Origin of the sequence: Orenia metallireducens (assembly GCF_003001995.1) — a bacterium.
Classification (GTDB): Bacteria; Bacillota; Halanaerobiia; order Halobacteroidales; family Halobacteroidaceae; genus Orenia; species Orenia metallireducens_B.
Genome location: NZ_PVNB01000004.1, coordinates 56,455 through 76,606 on the forward strand (window position 1 = coordinate 56,455; position 20,152 = coordinate 76,606).

18 protein-coding genes and 3 riboswitches are annotated in these 20,152 nt (G+C 34.6%); of the genes, 14 read left to right on the forward strand and 4 right to left on the reverse strand.

Going from position 1 to position 20,152, the window contains the following annotated elements:
• Positions 1-36: 36 nt before the first annotated feature.
• Both BX659_RS03930 and BX659_RS03935 read right to left on the reverse strand, forming a co-directional pair.
• On the reverse strand, positions 37-735 hold the full coding sequence (locus tag BX659_RS03930) for a pirin family protein (RefSeq protein WP_172431847.1): 699 nt from the start codon (positions 733-735) through the stop codon (positions 37-39).
• 122 nt (positions 736-857) lie between these two features.
• Positions 858-2,114, reverse strand: a complete 1,257-nt coding sequence (locus BX659_RS03935; protein WP_097017121.1) for an ammonium transporter — start codon at positions 2,112-2,114, stop codon at positions 858-860.
• A gap of 190 nt (positions 2,115-2,304) precedes the next feature.
• Here BX659_RS03935 and BX659_RS03940 point away from each other — a divergent pair, with 190 nt between their 5' ends.
• On the forward strand, positions 2,305-2,643 hold the full coding sequence (locus BX659_RS03940) for a P-II family nitrogen regulator (RefSeq protein WP_097017120.1): 339 nt from the start codon (positions 2,305-2,307) through the stop codon (positions 2,641-2,643).
• Between the two features lie 217 nt (positions 2,644-2,860).
• Here BX659_RS03940 and BX659_RS03945 read toward each other — a convergent pair whose 3' ends face one another.
• Positions 2,861-3,883, reverse strand: a complete 1,023-nt coding sequence (locus BX659_RS03945; RefSeq protein ID WP_097017119.1) for a methyl-accepting chemotaxis protein — start codon at positions 3,881-3,883, stop codon at positions 2,861-2,863.
• Between the two features lie 491 nt (positions 3,884-4,374).
• Here BX659_RS03945 and BX659_RS03950 point away from each other — a divergent pair, with 491 nt between their 5' ends.
• From BX659_RS03950 to BX659_RS04005, 13 genes are all read left to right on the forward strand, one after another.
• A complete protein-coding gene (locus tag BX659_RS03950; protein WP_106231623.1) occupies positions 4,375-6,897 on the forward strand; it encodes a hypothetical protein in 2,523 nt (840 codons plus the stop codon).
• A 169-nt stretch (positions 6,898-7,066) separates the two neighbouring features.
• The gene (locus BX659_RS03955) at positions 7,067-8,251 is read left to right on the forward strand and encodes a M20 metallopeptidase family protein (protein ID WP_181186408.1); all 1,185 of its coding nucleotides are present in this window, start codon (positions 7,067-7,069) and stop codon (positions 8,249-8,251) included.
• A 125-nt stretch (positions 8,252-8,376) separates the two neighbouring features.
• The gene (locus BX659_RS18935; protein WP_172431845.1) at positions 8,377-8,544 is read left to right on the forward strand and encodes a hypothetical protein; all 168 of its coding nucleotides are present in this window, start codon (positions 8,377-8,379) and stop codon (positions 8,542-8,544) included.
• A complete protein-coding gene (locus BX659_RS03960; RefSeq protein WP_097017116.1) occupies positions 8,544-9,926 on the forward strand; it encodes an APC family permease in 1,383 nt (460 codons plus the stop codon). Before BX659_RS18935 ends, BX659_RS03960 begins: the two co-directional genes overlap by 1 nt.
• 67 nt (positions 9,927-9,993) lie before the next feature.
• Complete coding sequence (locus tag BX659_RS03965; RefSeq protein WP_097017115.1) at positions 9,994-12,225, forward strand: amino acid permease; 2,232 nt, start codon at positions 9,994-9,996, stop codon at positions 12,223-12,225.
• Positions 12,226-12,312: 87 nt separating this feature from the next.
• Entirely contained in the window at positions 12,313-12,552 is a 240-nt protein-coding gene (locus BX659_RS03970) for a TIGR03905 family TSCPD domain-containing protein (protein WP_097017114.1), read from the forward strand.
• A gap of 68 nt (positions 12,553-12,620) precedes the next feature.
• Positions 12,621-12,709: riboswitch (SAM riboswitch) on the forward strand.
• Between the two features lie 166 nt (positions 12,710-12,875).
• Positions 12,876-13,048, forward strand: a riboswitch (SAM riboswitch).
• Between the two features lie 74 nt (positions 13,049-13,122).
• Entirely contained in the window at positions 13,123-14,178 is a 1,056-nt protein-coding gene (locus BX659_RS03975) for a methionine ABC transporter ATP-binding protein (RefSeq protein ID WP_097017113.1), read from the forward strand.
• A complete protein-coding gene (locus BX659_RS03980; protein WP_097017112.1) occupies positions 14,150-14,821 on the forward strand; it encodes a methionine ABC transporter permease in 672 nt (223 codons plus the stop codon). Before BX659_RS03975 ends, BX659_RS03980 begins: the two co-directional genes overlap by 29 nt.
• Before the next feature lie 102 nt (positions 14,822-14,923).
• On the forward strand, positions 14,924-15,736 hold the full coding sequence (locus BX659_RS03985) for a MetQ/NlpA family ABC transporter substrate-binding protein (RefSeq protein ID WP_097017111.1): 813 nt from the start codon (positions 14,924-14,926) through the stop codon (positions 15,734-15,736).
• A 92-nt stretch (positions 15,737-15,828) separates the two neighbouring features.
• Complete coding sequence (locus tag BX659_RS03990) at positions 15,829-16,635, forward strand: MetQ/NlpA family ABC transporter substrate-binding protein (protein WP_097017110.1); 807 nt, start codon at positions 15,829-15,831, stop codon at positions 16,633-16,635.
• 263 nt (positions 16,636-16,898) lie between these two features.
• A riboswitch (FMN riboswitch) is annotated at positions 16,899-17,014 on the forward strand.
• A 92-nt stretch (positions 17,015-17,106) separates the two neighbouring features.
• A complete protein-coding gene (locus tag BX659_RS03995) occupies positions 17,107-17,661 on the forward strand; it encodes an ECF transporter S component (RefSeq protein ID WP_097017109.1) in 555 nt (184 codons plus the stop codon).
• A gap of 128 nt (positions 17,662-17,789) precedes the next feature.
• The gene (locus BX659_RS04000; RefSeq protein ID WP_097017108.1) at positions 17,790-18,776 is read left to right on the forward strand and encodes a hypothetical protein; all 987 of its coding nucleotides are present in this window, start codon (positions 17,790-17,792) and stop codon (positions 18,774-18,776) included.
• A 97-nt stretch (positions 18,777-18,873) separates the two neighbouring features.
• The gene (locus tag BX659_RS04005; protein ID WP_097017107.1) at positions 18,874-19,638 is read left to right on the forward strand and encodes an MBL fold metallo-hydrolase; all 765 of its coding nucleotides are present in this window, start codon (positions 18,874-18,876) and stop codon (positions 19,636-19,638) included.
• Positions 19,639-19,792: 154 nt separating this feature from the next.
• Here BX659_RS04005 and BX659_RS04010 read toward each other — a convergent pair whose 3' ends face one another.
• Complete coding sequence (locus tag BX659_RS04010) at positions 19,793-20,131, reverse strand: terminase small subunit (protein ID WP_097017106.1); 339 nt, start codon at positions 20,129-20,131, stop codon at positions 19,793-19,795.
• Between the last annotated feature and the right edge of the window lie 21 nt (positions 20,132-20,152).

The window sequence follows — 20,152 nt, forward strand, 5'->3', positions numbered from 1 at the left end:
TAGCTAAAAGCTAGAGACTTATTTAAGTTATAATTATTAAATTAAATCTATTAAGATGATTTCTGTTTTATCATTTGTAGCTAAAGTTATTTGAGAAGTATCTTCTATTTGGGCAGAATCTCCTTTAGCTAAATCGTAGCTATCATTTAATTCTAAAGAACCTTCAATAACAAATAAATAGACTTTACGCTTATTTTTTAAGCTATAAGATAATTCATTATTAGCTTCTAAGGTAGCCAGATAAATATCAACATCCTGATTGATACTTAAAGTACCTTCTTGATTATGACCTGAGACGATAGGAAGTAGCTTATTTAGTTGCTCTTTTTTACTAAAGTCTTTCTCTTCCCAGCTAGGTGCTACATCTTTATCTTTAGATTCAAACCAGAGCTGTAAAAAGTGAACTTCTTCATCTTCAGAGTGGTTGTGCTCTGTATGTTCAACACCACTACCAGCTGTTATTCGCTGTACTCCGCCAGCATTTACTAAGCCAACATTTCCAAGGCTATCTTCATGCCCCAACTGTCCATCTATTACATAGCTAACGATCTCCATATTAGTGTGAGGATGTCTAGTAAAACCTTCACCTGCTTTAATGACATCATCATTAAAAGCCTTTAATACACCAAATCCTTGACTATTTTCCTTATCTTCTTTAAAAGAAAAGCTCAACTTACATTCAATCCAATCACGTTTAACTGTATAGCGGTTGTCTGATGCTATTATTTTGATCATTATATTCTCCTCCATATGATTAATTATATTATAGTAAAGTCGCCCTTTCTGAGTTATCTTAAGCAATAAGCATTTTGATACCAGAAAAGGACGACCTTGGTTATCTTCTCTTATAAATTAATCTATACTACATTTAAATTATTCTCTTGATAAGTATCTAAAGAATTCATTACTCCTAAGCTCTCTTCAGGGTAAGCTTCTAAGGAGTGAGTTGATAAATCTGAACCTAATTCCTCATCAGAAGCAGACATTCTAAAGCCAAAAGTCTTGTCGATAACGAGATAAACTAAAGATCCTCCTACTAAAGCTACAGCAATTGCAGAGAAGGTTCCTAATAATTGAGAGATGAAGCTTAAGCCTCCTAGACCTCCAAAGATTTTATGAGTGAAGATTCCAGAAGCAATTCCACCCCAGCTTCCTACTAAACCATGTAAGACAAAGACACCTAAAACATCGTCTACCTTAAATACTTCTGTTTCTATAGTAAATCCTTTAACGAAGATAATTGATGCTATTCCTCCAACAACAAAGGCAGCCAATGGATGATATAAGTTAGAACCTGCACAGACAGCAACCAAGCCAGCTAAAGCACCATTATGGATAAAGACAGGGTCATTTTTAGAGATGACTAAAGCTACTAGTATTCCACCAACCATAGCAAATAGAGAGTTGATTGCAACTAAGCCTGATATATCACCTAAATTTTGAGCACTCATTACATTAAATCCAAACCAACCAACAGCCAAAATCCAGCTTCCTAATGCCAAGAAAGGAACATTACTAATTGGAATGGGATTGCTTTTTGTTTTACTATATCTTCCTTTTCTTGCCCCTAAGATTAAGATTGCTGGTAATGCTAGCCATCCTCCAAAGGAGTGAACAACGACAGATCCTGCATAATCACTAAACTCAGCACCACCAATGGACTTGATAAAACCTTGAAATACTGCAGAATTCTGTCCCCAGATCAATGATTCAAAGAAAGGATATAATACTCCAGCAAAGACTGCCCCTGCAATTACTTGAGGCCAGAACTTTGCCCTTTCAGCAATCCCTCCTGAGATAATAGCAGGAATACAAGCAGCAAAGGTTAATAAAAAGAAGAACCTTACTAAACTAAAGCCCATATCAGTAGCCATTAATTCATTAGCAGGTTTAATAAAACTGATGCCATAAGATATTGGAAAGCCTACTAAGAAATAGACAACAGTTGAAACAGCCCAATCGGTCAATATTTTTACCAAAGCATTTATTTGGTTCTTTCTTCTAACAGAACCTACTTCTAAAAATGCAAAGCCAGCATGCATTGCAAAGATCATGATTGCTCCTAATAATAAGAATAAGACATTAGTACTTTGGATCAAATTATTTAAATTCATTTTGATTACCCCTTTATGTATTTTATTTTAACTATAAAATAATTATAAACAACCTCACAACTGATGTCAAGTATTTTTACATCAACCTTACGCAAAGCTCACATTTGTCATTTTCTATCTACTCTAAAGGTAATTGTTGCTGATTGTAGAATATATCTATTTAAGAGTGAGATTAAGGAGGAGTTTAGATATGAGAAAGATAGAAGCAATAATTAAACCATCAAGGCTAAATATAGTTAAAGATGCATTAAATGAGGTTGGTGTAAAAGGAATGACAGTAACAGAAGCTAAAGGTTTTGGAAGGCAGAAAGGTAAAAAAGAGATTATCAGAGGAGCAGAGTATAAGGTTGATTTCTTATCTAAGGTTAAGTTAGAGATTGTCTGTAAAGAAGAGGCTGTAGAAGAAATCTTAGATATTATCATTGCTAATGCCAAAACTGGTGAGATAGGTGATGGTAAGATATTTATTTATCCAGTTGAAGAGGTTGTTAGAATTAGAACTGGCGAAAGAGGAGAGACAGCGATATAAACATAGTTAGCTTATTATAGATATTTTAGAGTTTAAGATTAAGTCTGAGTCTAAGTCTAAGAAAAACATTAAAAAGAATGTTTTTATGTTTTACTCAATCTTGAACTTAAACTCAAAGTATCATCACTTCATAGATTAAGGCTAGAAGGATCGTATAATTTTATATTATGTAAATAGATAAGGTGGGCAAATTTGCCCACCTTATCTATTTTATAAATTAAATTTGAATACTATCTATTAGGTTACTAAATTCTTGAGCAATAGCTGCTAGGTTTTGGGATGAAAGGGTAACTTCATCAGACATATTTTGGATATCTTGTGCAGCTGCTCTCATCTCTTCACTATGGTCAGCTAAATCCTTGGTAGCTGTGGCAATCTCTTGAGTTTGCTTAGCTGCTTTTGAGCTTGATTCTTCAAGGTTAAAGAAGACATCTGCAACTTCTTTAGTAATTTCATGTCCTTCTTTGGCTTGGTTCTCTACTTCTTCAATAGCATTAGAACAGGTCTTTGATTGGCCTTGAACATCTGTGATTAAAGAGGAGATATTTTGAGTAGAGCGGTTAGTCTCTTTGGCTAATTGCCTTATCTCCTCTGCTACTACGGCAAAGCCTTTGCCATAGTCACCTGCTCTAGCAGCTTCAATTGAAGCATTTAGGGCTAAAAGGTTGATCTGGTCAGCTATATTTTCTACAGTCTGGACTATCCCTCCAATCTCCTTAGAAGTACCGTTTAATTGTCCTATTACTTTGACAGCCTTCTCTACAGATTTGTTGATATTAATCATATTACGTAAGGTCTGAGTAATCTTCTCCTCACCAACATAAGCATTATCATTAGCCTGCTGGGTAGCAGCACTGACCTCATCTGTACTGGCAGAAACCTGCTTAATACTTGCAGTTATACTGTCTATTAACTCGCTTGTAGTCTTGATACTGGCATTACCTTCTTCAGATAAAGCAGAAAGTTCTTCACTATGGGCAGTCAAATCTTCCATAGCTTCTGAAACCCTTAATAAGACAACTCTATTTCTTCCTGTAATAAAAGATATAATCAGTAAGAAGGTTATAGCCTCTAGTAGATGGAGAACATACTCGATATTGATATAATTGCCTAAGAGCTTGTCCAAAAACTGGCTAAGTAGAGGGCTGATAAATACCAGAATTACAAGTAGATTAATCTTTGATTTGATACCTAATTTTATCTTCCTAATCAAATCACTAATCAGTTCATTTCCTTTCATAATTTCACCCCTTTTAAGATTATAGTTGTTAGTGAATCTATTTAAGGTCTTTAAAACTAAAAATCAGTATTTATTTTATTTTAATATAAGGATATTAAGAGGGTATTAAGAAAATATTAACAAAATATTACTAAAATCTTATAAGCTATTTAATTTGCTTATAATTTCAAATTGAGCTTTAGAGAGATATTGCGACACTGTTTTCGAGTTGACGGTTGACAGTGAACAGTTTATAGTAAAAAGAATAAATTATACCTTAAGAGCTTTGGTGATTTTGAACTTAACCGTCAACTGTACACTGTAAACTGAAGTAAAAGTGTTTCAATATCCGCAGCCTCGTATTTAAATTAAATTTATATAATTAATTTTTACTATTTCAGTAGGGAATTTATTGATGATAAAGAATTAAATAGATAATAAATATTGATAGGAGAGGATTTGAAATGGAAAAAAGGAGGAACTTGTTATTTATCTTCCTTTGTCTTATTATATTGGGATTTACAGTTAACGTATCGGCAGCTGTCTTGGATTGGAAGTATTATGAGACAGATGATTTTATTGTCTTTTATCCTAAAGGTTATGAATGGCAAGGGACAGAGGTACTTTATTATTTAGAGAAATATCAATCAGAGGTAAGGGAGGTTACAGGTAATTCTGCTCAGTTTAAGACTACTGTAGTGCTTCAGGATATGGGAAATGAGAGTAATGGAATGGCTGATCCTATTACTACTAAGATTGATATTTATACCAATAATCCCTCAACCTATGCAGCGATGAGTGGACTAGAGAATGGTCATAGTTGGCTTAGAAGTGTTAGTGTCCATGAATTTACCCATATTTCACAGATGACAAATACTTCAGGTACAGTAGGAGTATTGGCTCGTCTTTTTGGTAATGCCTATTCTACCAATTCAGCACCTTTCATTCCATTGTGGATGGTCGAGGGGATAACTGTCTATCAAGAGTCACAGCTTAGCCCTTATGAGGGTAGGCTAAATACAGGTTATTATGATGCCCTGATAGCTACTAAGGCTAAGGAGAATAAGCTACCATCTATTTCAGAGGCGACTTACCCTCATAATCATTATCCAAGGGGGCAGTGGTATCTTTATGGTGGAGAGTTCTTTGAATATCTTGGCAAAGAATATGGTGAAGATAAGCTGGCTGAATATTTTAAATTAAATGGTTCTGATACCTCCGCTCCTTATGGTATCTTCTTTCCTAGCTTATCTCTAGATAATTCTGCTAAGACAGTCTATGGTAAAGGCTTTCCTGACTTATTTGAAGATTGGAAAGAAGAAGCAAAGCAGAATTATCAGAGTTGGCAGGTAGATGGTCAACAAGTCTTGGAGAATAAGAGTGGAAGAATCTATAACTTACTCACTGCTCATGGTAAGATATATTATTTAAAAGAACTGCGTTTAACTTCAGCACCTTTTAATTCAAAGAGAAATTTAGCTTTGACAGAGTATGACCCTAGTAGTGGTCAAGAGAAGGTTCTTAAATTAATGAACTCTTCTAGTGCAACTTCGATGCAAATAGTTGGGGACAAAATATATTATTCCTTACTTGATTTTGAGCGGGGATTTGCAAATTTAAAGCAATCTGGCAGAGGTACTTTAGGAGTCTTATATAGTTATGATTTAACTACAGGTAAGAGTCATAAAATTTTTAGAGATGATTTTAAGGACTTTGTAGTTTTAGCTACTGGAGAGATTATTTATAGTAAGGATAATAAAGAGGAGTTTGGTTCAGAGCTTTGGAGTTATAGCTCTAAGGGTAAAGAGAAATTAGCAGTAACAGAGGAGCTTATCAGCGAAATCAGAGCTTATCGAGATAGATTTATAGTAGTTGCTAAGCAGAGGGTCGGTTCTTGGAATATTAACTATTTAGATTTAGAGCAGGATAAAGTATCTTTAGAACCGATTATCAAGACCCCTTATACAGAAGAGTTTATCAAGGTGATAGGTGATAAGATTTATTTTACAGCCAATTATGATGATCACCATTCGGTTTATAGCTATGATTTATTATCTAAAAGGTTAGCTCAAATTACTACAGGTGCTTATAGTGTAGATGGAATACCCTATCAAGATAAGTATTATTTTGTTAGTTTAACAGCAGATGGAGAAGGGGTTTATAGAAAGAACTTAGATTTTAAATCTGTTGCCATACCAGAAGTAGAAGAAGAAAGAGCTTTAAATATAGATTTTGATGGCAAAGTTAAAGGAGGAAGTGCTGGACTTAAGAGTTTAAGTTACTTGTTTAAGCCCTATCTAAGATTTCCATTCTTGATGGGCGAGGATGCTTTGGGTCAAAATTATTATCTGCTTAATTATTTTGATGATTTTTCTTTTACCTTTGGCACTAAACTATTAAATTCATTGAATTTAGCAGTAAGTAACTTTGAAGATGATGAAGAGGATAATCAGAGAAGTACAGAATTGTCTTTGGACTATCCACTTTATTCATCTAAATTAAGTGGTTTATCATCATTGAACTTAGGTTATAGTACAGACTTTGATGAAGACTCGAATCCAAAATTGGCCGTCTTCTTCTCTTATCCTAGACAGGATATTTCATTATCATCAGAGGTCAATCTAAAGGTTGATGATAGTATTAATACAACACTTAATTATCGTTATACCTTTAATAACAGTAGTCTAGCCTTTAAAGCTAAAAGGTATGATGATTTTGATAGTGAAGAGAGCATCCGTTCCTTTGATTCAGCAGAGGTCGATGATGGGTATCAACTTAGTGTAGACTACATTCATAAATTAACAGAGGTTAGAAGTGGTTCATGGAGTCCTAATATCTTCCTTGGTGATATCTATGGTAGTGTTTTTATAGATTATGCCCATGAATTAGAAGATGATAATCATGACCTTTCTGGAGGTTACGAATTTTTAGTTGAGATGGGTCTCTTTAATTATCTCTCTGTAGTACCTAGATTAGGAGTGACAACTGATGGGCAAGAGGTCAAAGGCTATTTGGGAGTTAAGATGGATCTTTAGAAGGATAGGATTAGATAGAAGTATATGAATAAAAAAGCCATTTGGAGAATTCTCCAAATGGCTTTTTTATTATCTCTTAGCATAAATAATCCATTTTAATTTAAACTAAAGACTTAGAAACACGATTTTCTTATAAGTAAATATAATGGAAAAAAGAGGTGGTAAATTTATGATAAATATGAAAGTAGAGGCTTTAGAGATAAAGGATGAGATTATTAAGATTAGGCGAGAGATTCATGCCAACCCTGAATTGGGCTTTGAAGAATGGGAGACTGCAAAGCTAGTAGCTGATTACTTAAGGTCTTTAGGCTTAGAGGTAGAGGAAGGGGTAGCAAGAACTGGAGTTGTAGGCTTTTTAGAAGGTAAGAACAGAGACAAGGTAGTTGCTATTAGAGCAGACATGGATGCTCTACCAATCAAGGAGCAGAATCATTGTGACTACAAATCAAATAATGAAGGGAAGATGCATGCCTGTGGTCATGACTCCCATACTGCAATGGTCTTAGGTGTAGCCAAGTTACTGACTAAATTCAAAGAAGAACTAGAGGGGAGCGTCAAATTCATCTTCCAACCAAATGAGGAGCAGACTGAAATGCCTGGTGGTGCAGAGACTATGATTGCAGAAGGGGTGTTAGAAAAGCCAAAGGTAGAAGCTATCTTTGGAATTCATGTCAATCCACAGCTAGAAGTGGGAACTGTAGGAATCAAAGAAGGTCCTATTATGGCTGCTACCGACAAGTTTAAGATAACTGTCAAAGGTGAAGGTGGTCATGGTGCGGCTCCCCATGAGACTATTGATGCAATCATTATCGCTGCTGATATAGTTCAGAATCTACAGTCGATAGTTAGTAGAAGAATCAGTCCAGTAGAGCCAGCTGTCTTAACTATTGGTAAGCTGTGTGGTGGTGAAAGCTATAATGTCATTGCTGATGAGGTCAGGATAGAAGGGACAGTTAGAACTGTAAATCCAGAGGTCAGAGATAAAGTACCTTTATTGATGGAACAGACTATCGATGGAGTTACCGATATTTTTGGTGGTGGTTATACCTTCGATTATCAATTTGGTCATTCAGTCTTAGAGAATGATGAGCAGTTAACTGCTTTAGTTACCCAAGTAAGTAAGGAGTTAATTGGCGCAGATAATACAGTTATCTTAAAGAATCCCTTGATGGCAGGAGAGGATTTTGCTAGTTATGCCAAAGAAGTACCAGGTTTCTTCTTACACCTAGGAGTCAGTAATTCTGATAGAAAGATCTATCCTTGGCATCACCCTAAGTTCAATCTTGATGAAGAGGCATTGCCTATTGGAATGGCTATCTTAGCTAAGTCTGCTATGGAATATTTAAGTAAATAATGAAACTATTGATTCAATAATGAGATAATAATCAGCCAATCTCCTATAATTTGACATTAGATAAAGATTATCATAAGATAGAAATAAGTAATAATAATAATTACTAATTAAGGAGGTTGGCTAAATTGACTACAAATAAAATTATAGGATTAGCCATTATCATAGGTGGTTATGGATTAATTTGGTTTCTATTATTAAAATCTAAAAATATAATTGAAATTATAAATAAAAAAGAGTTAAAGAATTTAGATGAGATAGAGGATGAGTTAGATTTGAAGGTTGGTGATAATTAATGGCTGAAGAAACAGACAAGCAACCTGAATTATCCCGTGATTTAACTCTATTTCAAGTAACGATGATGGGAGTAGGGATGATGATTGGGGCTGGCGTTTTTGTAGCTACAGGTATAGCTATAGGGGTTTCAGGTCCTGGTGGAGTTTTAATTGCTTTTATTCTCAATGGTTTACTAGCCTTCTTCTCTTCTATGACTTATGCTGAATTAGCTTCTGCAATTCCCAAGGCTGGTGGTGGATATACTTATATTAATGAAGCCTTTGGTGGAATTATTGGTTTTATGGGAGGCTGGTTATCATGGTTTGGACATGCTATATCTGGGAGCCTTTATGCAATTACCTTTGCTAAATATTCGAGTTTATTATTAGAAGGTATAAATTTCTTTGAAAAATTTAGTTTGAATCAGAATCTATTTATGAGAGTTACTGCTGTGATAATAGCATTAGTTTTTGTATTTATTAATTATAAAGGCTCTTCTGAGACGGGGAATACAAGTGTTTATATTACTCTAGGTAAGTTATCAGTTTTAGGGTTGATTGGAGTTGCTGGTATTAGAGCAGCTTTTTTACAGCCCGATAATTTCAGTAATTTTTCTCCCTTCTTACCCAAAGGTTGGGGTAAGATACTGGTAACTATGGGCTTTACCTATATTGCTTTTGAAGGTTATGAGGTGATTGCTCAAGCTGGAGAAGAGACAGTTAATCCTAAGAAGAATATACCTAAAGCTATCTTTTATTCTTTAGTGATTGTAGTGAGTATTTATGTAATTATTGCTTTTGCTACAATCATAGGTGTTGAGACAGGCGAAATAGCAGTCTGGAAGTGGTTTGAGCAAGAAGGTACAACTGGCTTTGCCAATGCTGTTAAGCATTTATTACCCTATGGTGGAATAATGGTATCTGTTGCAGCTTTATTATCTAGCACCTCAGCACTGAATGCTACCACTTACTCTTCCACTAGAGTTGCATATGCAATGGGTAAGAATGGTAGTCTACCAAAAAAGATATCGAAAATATCTAAAAATAGTAAGACACCCCATATAGCCTTATTATTGTCGTCAATTATTATAGTTTTAGTAGCAGCTACTTTACCTGTAGAGGATGTTGCTGCAGGAGCAGATATAATGTTTTTGCTAATCTTTATGTTTGTAAATTTAGCTGTCTTTAAAATACGTAAAGAGCAGGGTAATGAATTAAATTATGGCTATCTGATGCCTTATTTTCCCTTTGTACCGATTGTAGCTATTATTATGCAATTTATCCTTTCAATCAGATTGTTTGATTTAAGCATAATAGCTTGGGTAACTAGTGGGATTTGGATTGGATTAGGATTACTTATGTATTTTATTTTTCAAGATAAGGATGAAGCTAAGGTGAATTAAGGTTTATTTCAATAATTTCACAGAGAGAAATATTAATTGAAAAAATATAAATAAAGGGGGATTGGTAATGGCTAATTCTAAAGTTGATGTAGAAAATAATGAGAACAAGAGCTTAGGAGAACAAGCTAAGGGGAAGAAGGATGAATCTCAGCTATTTGGTACCTTTGCTGGTGTATTTACACCAACCTTACTGACTATCTTAGGGGTAATAATGTTCTTAAGGCTAGGCTGGGTAGTAGGTAATGCAGGGTTATTAGGTTCTTGGGGGATTATTCTTTTATCCTTTGGAATCACTACCTGTACTGCTTTATCCCTCTCTTCAATAACAACTAACATCAGAATTGGTGCTGGAGGGGCTTTTTCGGTTATCTCCCAGTCTTTAGGTCTTGAGGTTGGCGGAAGTATAGGAGTACCTTTATATCTATCTCAGACCTTGGCTGTAGCAATGTATATCTTTGGTTTTCGTAGTGGGTGGCAATGGCTCTTTCCTAATCACCCAGCGATATTTATAGATTTGATTACTTTTTTTGTTCTATTTACAATTGCCTTTATCAGTGCTAACTTTGCTTTTAAGATACAGCACTTAATTTTACTAATTATAGGAGCATCATTATTGAGTGTAGTTATAGCAGCTTTTATGGGTTCTATGCACTTTGATATTCAATGGATAGGGAAATTCCCAGGTTCCCCAGAGAATGATTTTTCAGGGATAGGCTTTTGGGCAGTTTTTGCAGTCTTTTTTCCTGCTTCAACAGGGATTATGGCAGGGGCTAATATGTCAGGGGAGCTTAAGAACCCTCGCAAGAATATCCCTTTAGGTACCATGACTGCTATCGGTGTTAGTGTAGTAATCTATCTTGTTTTAGCTTATTGGTTAGCCCGCTCGGCATCGGTTTCAGAACTTGTTGAGAACTATACGGTAATGATTGATAAAGCTGCTTGGGGACCAGCAGTTTTAATAGGATTGTTGGGAGCTACTTTTTCATCAGCCCTTTCCTCTATTGTAGGAGCACCACGGATTCTTCAAGCTCTTGGCAATCACAATATCTTACCTAAAGGAGAGTGGTTTGCTCGAAAATCCATTAATGGAGAGCCAAGAAATGCACTGTTTTTAACAGGAGCAATAGTCTTAGCTGCAATTATGCTTAGGGATTTAAATGTACTTGCTCCATTAATTACAATGTTCTTTTTAATCACTTATACTATGATTAATGTAGTAGTTCTAATTGAGCAGAGTTTGCAATTGGTCAGCTTTAGACCGATGTTTAGGATACCAAATTTTGTTTCGCTAGTAGGTGCTTTGGGATGTATCTTTGCAATGTTTATCATCAATCCTACCTTTAGTATAGTTGCAGTAGCAATTGTTTTATTAATCCATGGACTTTTACTAAGACGTCACTTAAATGCTCCTTTTGGTGATGTTAGAAGTGGTTTATTTGAGGCATTAGCTGAATGGGCAGCTAAAAAGGTACATGATTTAACTCTCCATCAAGAGAGGACTTGGAAAGCAAATCTACTCTTACCAATAGAAAATACAGCTTGGTTGGATAAGTCCTATAGCTTTGTTAAAGATATCTGTTATCCAAAGGGTTTTTTGAAGATAATAGGACTTGCTGATAAGGAAGATAAGGACAGGTTAATTGATGAACTATCAGATTTTACTGAAGGAATTAGAAAGAAAGGGATATTTGCTTCTTGGACAGTGATTACTGTCTCAGAGTTTAGTGAGAATTTAAAGGCTGGGATTCAGACCTTTGGAAGTACCTTCTTTAAACCAAATATCATCTTACTACAGATGCCAGAAGATCCAAAACGTGAAGATGATATGAAAGAGCTGATTAAGATATGCCGTCAAAATGAGATTGGAGTGCTATTATTTGATGAGCATCCAGTTAAAGGTATGGGTAAAGAGGAGGATGTGAATCTCTGGTTTGAAAATCAAGGACCTGAGTGGGACCTTGATATGGAGCTAGATAACCAGGATTTAGCTATATTAATAGCCTATAAGCTTAAGCTCAATTGGGAAGCAAACCTAAGAATGATTGCAGAGCTTGAAAGTCAAGAGTATAGCCAAGATGCTAAAGAATACTTAAGTCTGGTAGCAGAAATGGGCAGAATTCCTAATGTCAATGTATTTGCCAAAAAGCCTGAAGCTTATGATGAACTGCCAAAAGCAGATTTGCAGGTAATACCCTTACCAGAAGAGATTGATTTTGAAGAGTTGAGGGCATATAAGGATAAATTTAGATCTTCTTGCTTATTTACCTTAGATTCAGGTGATGAGAGTGCATTAGCTTGATAACTTATAATAAATCCAATAGTAGTTGATTTATAATTTAACTCTCTGGTATAATTGAATCAGTTAATAATTTAGGAGGTCGTTAGAATGCAAGTCTTTAAAACAAGTGGAGTATGTGCCAGAGAGATTAGATTTAAGATTAATGATGCAAAGATTATTGAGAAGGTAAAGTTTATTGGAGGCTGTAGTGGTAACCAATCAGCCATTGCAGCTTTAGCAGAGGGGCAGACTATTGAGCATGTTGCTAATAAATTAGCAGGGATTGAGTGTCGTAATGGAACATCTTGTCCTGACCAGCTAAGCAAGGCTTTGAAAGATTTGCTATAAGCAATTTTTCAAAAGCTGTTGACAAATGATAAATAAATTGATATGATACTAATAACTTAAATAAGTAACTCTTATCGAGAGAGGTGGAGGGACCGGCCCTATGAAACCCAGCAACCCCCCTGCAAGGGGAAAGGTGCTAATTCCTGATAGATAAGAGAAGACGGTAAAACTTCTTCTCTTGTAGAAGAAGTTTTTTTAAGTTGGATGTGATACTTAACTGAGAAAAAGTATAAGTAGCAGGTTTTTGATAATTGCTCGTCACTCATCACTTGTTACTCGTTACTTTCATTAAAGCTTAACTTAAACTTTAATGACCATATAGATTCTTATCAAGAGAGGTGGAGGGACTGGCCCGATGAAGCCCAGCAACCGGTAGTATATTAAGTCTGAGCTTGAGATTAAGTTTAAGTTAAGAGGCTATTCTTATTTAGACTTAGGCTTAAACTTAAACTCAAAATTAGGTTCTATGGCGGTGCTAATTCCTGATAGATAAGAGCAGGGAACTGATAGCCCCTCTTCTCTATTGGGTAGAAGAGGGGAATTCTTTTAATAAGGAGAGAAGGAACTATTATGATTAAGATCAATAATTTAACAAAGATTTATCAGAGTAAGGATAAGCAAGTAGTTGCTTTTGATAATATTAATCTAGACATAGGTGAGGGAGAAATCTTTGGAGTAATTGGACCAAGTGGTGCAGGAAAGAGTACCTTGATTCGTTGCCTTAACCTACTAGAAGAGCCCACAGCAGGAGAGGTTATTATAGATGGTCAAGATATCACTAAATTGAGTACCTATAAGCTGCGTGAAGCAAGAAAAGAGATGGGAATGATCTTCCAAAGATTCAATCTCCTTAAATCAAGAACTGTAGCTGATAATGTAGCTTTTCCTCTAGAGATTGCAGGCAAGACTAAAAGGGAGATTACTATTAAGGTAGCAGAACTATTAGAGTTGGTTGGTCTGGCTGACAAGGCTAATAATTATCCTAGCCAGCTCAGTGGCGGGCAGCAGCAGAGGGTAGGAATTGCTAGAGCTTTGGCAAATGATCCTAAGGTGTTGCTCTGTGATGAGGCTACTTCAGCCTTAGACCCAGAGACTACCCACTCTATTTTAGAGTTATTAAAGAAGATTAATGATAAATTAGGGATTACTATTGTGATTATAACCCATGAAATGGAAGTTATTAAAGAGATATGTACCAAGGTAGCTGTCTTAGATAAAGGAACTATTGCTGAGCATGGTGATGTGATTGATATCTTCACCAATCCTCAAGCAGAGGTTACTAAAAGATTTATTGAGAGGGTAATCAATGCTAATGTTCCAGAAGAACTATTATCTAGAGTAACTGTGGCTAATCCAGATAAAGGTAGGCTAGTTAAAGTATCCTTTATCGGTGAATCAGCAGCTAAGCCGATGGTTTCAGAGTTGGTGCATAACTTTGCCATTGATGCTAATATACTTTATGGTAATATAGATAAGATTCAAGGAACACCTTTTGGAACATTGATTATTGAATTGACCTGTGAAAATCCATCAATAATAGAGGATGGAATTAACTATTTAGTTGAAGAATTAGAGGTTAAAGTGGAGGTGATTGAGAATGAAGGAAGTGTTCTCTCTTCTAATTAAGGATAGTGGGCTCTTATGGCAAGGAATCTTGCAAACAGCATATATGGTTTCAGTTTCAATGCTTTTAGCATCTTTATTTGGCATTCCTTTAGGGATAGGGGTGGTTGTCAGCGAAGAAGGTAATATTTTAGAGAATAAAGCTATAAATTTGATATTAAGTACCTTTATAAATATCACCCGTTCCATTCCCTTTATTATCTTGATGGTGGCTTTGATTCCCTTAACTAGAATTATTGTAGGAACTTCGATTGGAACTTCAGCAGCTGTTGTCTCATTAACTATCGGTGCTGTACCTTTTATAGGAAGGATTGTAGAGGGTGCTTTAAAAGAGGTTGATGGTGGTGTTATAGAGGCTGCTCAAGCAATGGGAGCAAATCCTTGGGAGATTATCAGTAAGGTGTTATTGCCAGAAGCTCTACCATCTTTAGTTTTAGGACTAACGATTACTGCTATTAGTTTAATTGGTTATTCAGCGATAGCAGGGGCAATTGGAGCTGGTGGCTTAGGGGATATAGCAATCCGTTATGGGTATCACCGTTTCCAGACTGATGTGATGATTAAGACAGTTGTCTTATTGGTGGTAATAGTTCAAATTATTCAAAATTTAGGTACTTATTTAGCAAGAAGGTTAGATCACAGTTAATAAAGAATAGTTAATAAAGAGTAAAAAATATAAATATTTAAGATTTTATTTATTCATTATTATTTATTATTTGAATTTTTATAAAAAAGAGGAGGAGAGAAGATGAAAAGAAATTTACTTATTTTAATAGCTGTATTATTGGTAGGAGTATTAGTAGTTGGTTGTGGAGGTAGTCAAGAAGCTAGTGTTAAGGCTGATAAGATTGTGGTAGGGGCTACACCAGTACCCCATGCTGAGATTTTAAATGATGTAGTTAAAGGTTTATTAGAGAAGGAAGGAATTACTTTAGAGGTTAAGGAGTTTACTGATTATGTTACTCCTAACTTGGCATTAGCAGATGGAAGTATTGATGCTAACTTCTTCCAGCACACCCCATATTTAAATAACTTTGCTGAAGAGAGAGGTTTAGACTTAGTCTCTATTGCTAAGGTTCATGTTGAGCCAATCGGGCTTTATTCAAAGAAGATTTCTAAGCTTGAAGAGCTAAAAGATGGTTCAGTGATTGCAATTCCTAGTGATGCAACTAATGAAGGAAGAGCATTATTATTATTAGAGTCTAAAGGTCTGATTAAATTAAGTGATAAAGCTGGTTTAACAGCCACTCCAGTCGATATTGTAGAGAATCCAAAAAATTTAGAATTTAAAGAGCTAGAAGCAGCCCAATTACCAAGAGTATTAAAGGATGTTACTGCTGCTATTATCAATACTAACTATGCTTTAGAAGCTGATTTAGTACCTACAAAGGATGCACTAATTATTGAAGGTAGTGAATCACCTTATGCTAACATTTTAGCTGTTAGAACAGAGGATAAGGACAATGAAACTCTACAAAAATTGGTTAAAGCATTGAATTCTCCAGAAGTTAAAGAGTATATTGCAGATAAATATAAAGGTGCTATTGTACCTGCATTTTAATTAACTTATAACCTATTGGCTACTGACTATTAGTTGGTAGCCAATAAAAATATTATAAGACTATAAGATTATAAGCTTAGGAGGAATTATCTATGAAGAAGAATATTAGTGTTTTTATAACTTTATTGATTGCTGTTCTAGTATTGACTGCTTGTGGCACAAAGGAGGCTAGGATTGATAAGAAGATAGTAATTGGGGTAACACCAGTTCCTCATACTGCTATCTTAGAGAATGTAGTTAAGCCAATTTTAGCTAAAGAAGGGATTGAAATAGAGGTTAAAGAGTTTACAGATTATGTCACTCCCAATTTAGCCTTAGCTGATGGTAGTATTGACGCTAATTACTTTCAACACATACCTTATCTGAATAACTTTAAAGAGAAGAGAGGCTTAGATTTAACAGAGGTAACTAAGGTTCATATCCCACCTACTGCCCTATATTCTGATAAGATAAGCAGTTTAGAAGAGTTAGTGGAAGGTAGCTTAGTGGCAATCCCTAGTGATCCAACCAATGAAGGAAGAGCATTATTATTACTAGAAAGAGCAGGACTGATTAAATTAGCTGATGATGTGGAGTTAACAGCTACTCCTGCCGATATTATAAATAATCCAAAGAATTTAGAGTTTAAAGAGCTAGAAGCCGCTCAACTACCAAGAATTTTAAAAGATGTCGATGCAGCAGTAATTACTGCTAACTATGCAATTGAAGCAGAACTTAAGCCAGCTGAAGATGCAATTATCAAAGAGGATGCTAGTTCTCCTTATGCCAATGTCCTAGCGGTAAGGACAGAGGATAAAGATAATCCTGCAATCAAAAAGCTAGCAGAAGCCTTGAACTCTCAAGCTGTAAAAGACTTTATTATTGAAGAGTATCAAGGGAATATAATTCCAGCATTTTGATGTGTTAGTACCAGTAGGTAGTGAGAGTTGAGATAGATAATAACGGTTAATGGGGATATTATGACACTTTTTGAGTTGATAGTTGATAGTTAAAACACTTATTTTTAAGAGTTTGAACTTAACTATCAACTATCAACTATACACTATACACTAAAGTAAAAAGTGTCGCAATCTCTTTCTATTATGTCACTACAAATTAAATATTTACTTGCAACTCTCTTCTAATTGGAATATAATATTAACTAAGGAAAAGTGAATAATAATTTTATCTTCAGGGCAGGGTGAGATTCCTGACCGGTGGTAATAGTCCACGAGCTTTTTAAGCTGAACTGGTGAAATTCCAGTACCGACGGTATAGTCCGGATGAGAGAAGATGAAGCGATTTTATACAAAAGTATTTAAGACCCTGAGGATTTAATCTTTGGGGTCTTTTTCTGTTATTAATAATTTGGCTAAAAGGAGAGAAGAAGTATGGATTTGAAGAAGATGACTAACATTGGGGCATTATCGGCATTGTCCTTGATTCTGATGATTACTATTAAGTTTCCAATTATTCCAACAGTACCTTACTTACTTTATGAAGCAGGTGATTTACCGATTCTGATCATAGCTTTTCTCTATGGTCCAGGGGCTGCTGTAGGAGCTACTTTAATCTTATCAATTTTAATGTCTATCTTTGTAGGGTTGGGAGGTCCTTTTGGAGCTTTTATGCATTTTTTAGCAACAGGAACTCTGGTATTTGTAGCAGGTTATATTTATAATCATAATCGTACTCAAAAGACAGCAGTTTATGGTCTACTTGCAGCTTCTATAGCAATGACTGTGATTATGGCTTTTGCTAATCTCTTATTAACCCCTATATTTTATGGGATTCCTCGTCAAGAGGTATTGAAGGTCTTAGTACCAGGAATAATCCCTTTTAATATTATCAAGGCATTTATTAATTCTGGATTAACCTTACTTATTTACAAAAAACTGGCTGGATTTTTAAAATCTAAGGGGCTATTGTATTCATTAAACAATTAAAAAATTAATTTGAAAGAAAAACCTTAAATTTATTTAGGGTTTTTCTTTTTGTTTATAATATTAAGGGGGAATTGAAAGGTTTATATAGAATATAAAGGTTAATAATATATAAAAAGGACTGGTGCATTATGACAGAAGAGATGAATAATGTAGAAGTTGAGGATAAAGAGATGGATAATGGAGTGGAAACACAAGGCTTACAGGATGGTTACTTACTGATTAACTGTAAATTTAATTATGGTGGACGGACAAAGAACTATGGCTTTATCAATCTAATTATAGACATTAAATCTAAGTCTCTAATTAAGGCTAGTGCACTTTTAACCTCAGATCGGGATATTTGGGATATTAATCTCCATATCAGCTTCTTTAAGGATGAATTAGATGAATTTATGGAGAGGACTGCTACTACAGAGGATAATGATTTGAGATTAGAAATTAAGGATAATTTAGATGTAACGGGTTTAGTTGAGGCTAATAACAACGAAGAGATTGAAAGAATAGTTCAAGAGACTATCGAGAATATAATACAAGAAGCAGTTAGCTTAAATTTAATTATTGAGAGGATCAATCAAGAGGAATTGAGGGTTATTTATCCTCAATTACTTAATAAAAAAGAGGGTGTAGCCGACAAAGAAGCTACGTCTAATAATGATAAAGATGCTTTAGATGGGGCTACTAATAATGGAAAGTTGAATATAGATATTAAATTGAATTGTACCCCTATTATTTCACCAGTAAAGGGGAGAAAGATTACAGAATTAAATTTAGGTGATGAGTTAATAGTTAAGGTAAATGATGATAGAGAGATTTCTAAAAGTATAGTTTCTATGTTAGAAAAGAATGAAGATGGTGATTTAATAGGAATGATCTATGAGATCAATTATAATAAAGAGTTAGATCGCTATAATGTTCTAGTTCAGTTTAAGTCAAATATTTTTGGGAATTTAGTCATTGATCCAGAATTGAAGGTGAAATTTAATAAAACAATCATTGAGAATGAATCAAATCAAAGGGAAGGCTTAAAGGAGATTGATCAGAATATCTTAATAATAGGTATCTTTGCAGCTATAATGATTATCTTAATACTTGGAGTTGTAATCTTCTTTACTTGATTCTTAAAATTTAAAATAAGTCAATTTTAAAAGCATAGACCTACTTTAGATATAGTAAGATTTATATAAGTGTCAAAGTTGGATTGGAGGCATAGTCATGAAAATAACTTTTTTAGGGACTGGCACCTCCCATGGTGTTCCAGTGGTGGGGTGTGAATGTGCTACATGTATTTCAGAGGATTCTAAGAATAAGCGTTATCGTTCTTCCATCTATATAGAGATTGCTAATACCTCTATCTTGGTTGATACTCCACCTGAACTTAGATTACAGCTATTAGAGAATAATATTAGAAAGATTGATGCTGTACTCTTTACCCATCCCCATGCTGATCACCTAATGGGTTTTGATGATCTAAGGGGGATTAATCGCTTACAGAGAAGGAGTATTCCCTGTTATGGTAATAAGATGACTATTCAAGAGGTAGAGAGGGTTTTTTCTTATATCTTCAATCCAATCCAAATAGGGGGAGGAGTCCCCGAAGTGATTTTATACACTGTTGATAGAGACTTTCAGCTTAATGATAATACTATTATTCCTATTCCAATTAAACATGGTAAGTTAAATATTTTGGGTTATAGAATAGGAAAACTTGCTTATTTAACTGATTGTAGCTATATTCCAGAGAGTAGCTTTGCCTTATTAGATGGTATTGAGCTACTGGTAATAGATGCTTTACGGTATAGAACCCATTCGACCCATATGAATATTGAAGAAGCCTTAGATGTAGTAGATAAACTGGGGGTTACTAAAGCTTACTTTACTCACTTATCCCATGATTTAGAGCATAATAAGGTTAATAGTGAATTGCCTGATCATGTTAAACTTGCTTATGATGGTTTAGTAGTAGAAATTAATAATTAAATGATGAGTTTTATGATTTAGCTGAAATTCTTATAGATATGTCAATTTAAAATTAAATTTAATGGTGATATTGCGATAATATTTTTATTTTTTTCTAAAGTTGAATGACTACAATAAGATAATATTCTAAGATAAAATGAGCCTTATTATAGGCTCATTTTTTGATTAGCTTTTTTCTCTCTTTTTTTATAGCACTATTAATTTTAGCTAGAGATAATAGAGTTGTACCATTAGCATTGGCAGTTCTTTTAGAATAACCTGCTCTAATTGCTGCCTGTTTAATATCATAATCTTTTAAGTATTCTATCACAAATCTCTGTTGCCTTTCACTTAATGGATCTGATTTATCTCCTTTTAATTTGTCCCACTTCTCTTCTAAAATCATATCTTCAGGGAATTTTTCTTCTTCTAATTTCAATTTTAAAGAATTCTTATCTTGATTAGTCTTTTTATGAAATGGTTTAGCTAGATAATATAGAATCTTTTTTAACATTTGAACCTCCTCCTTAGAATA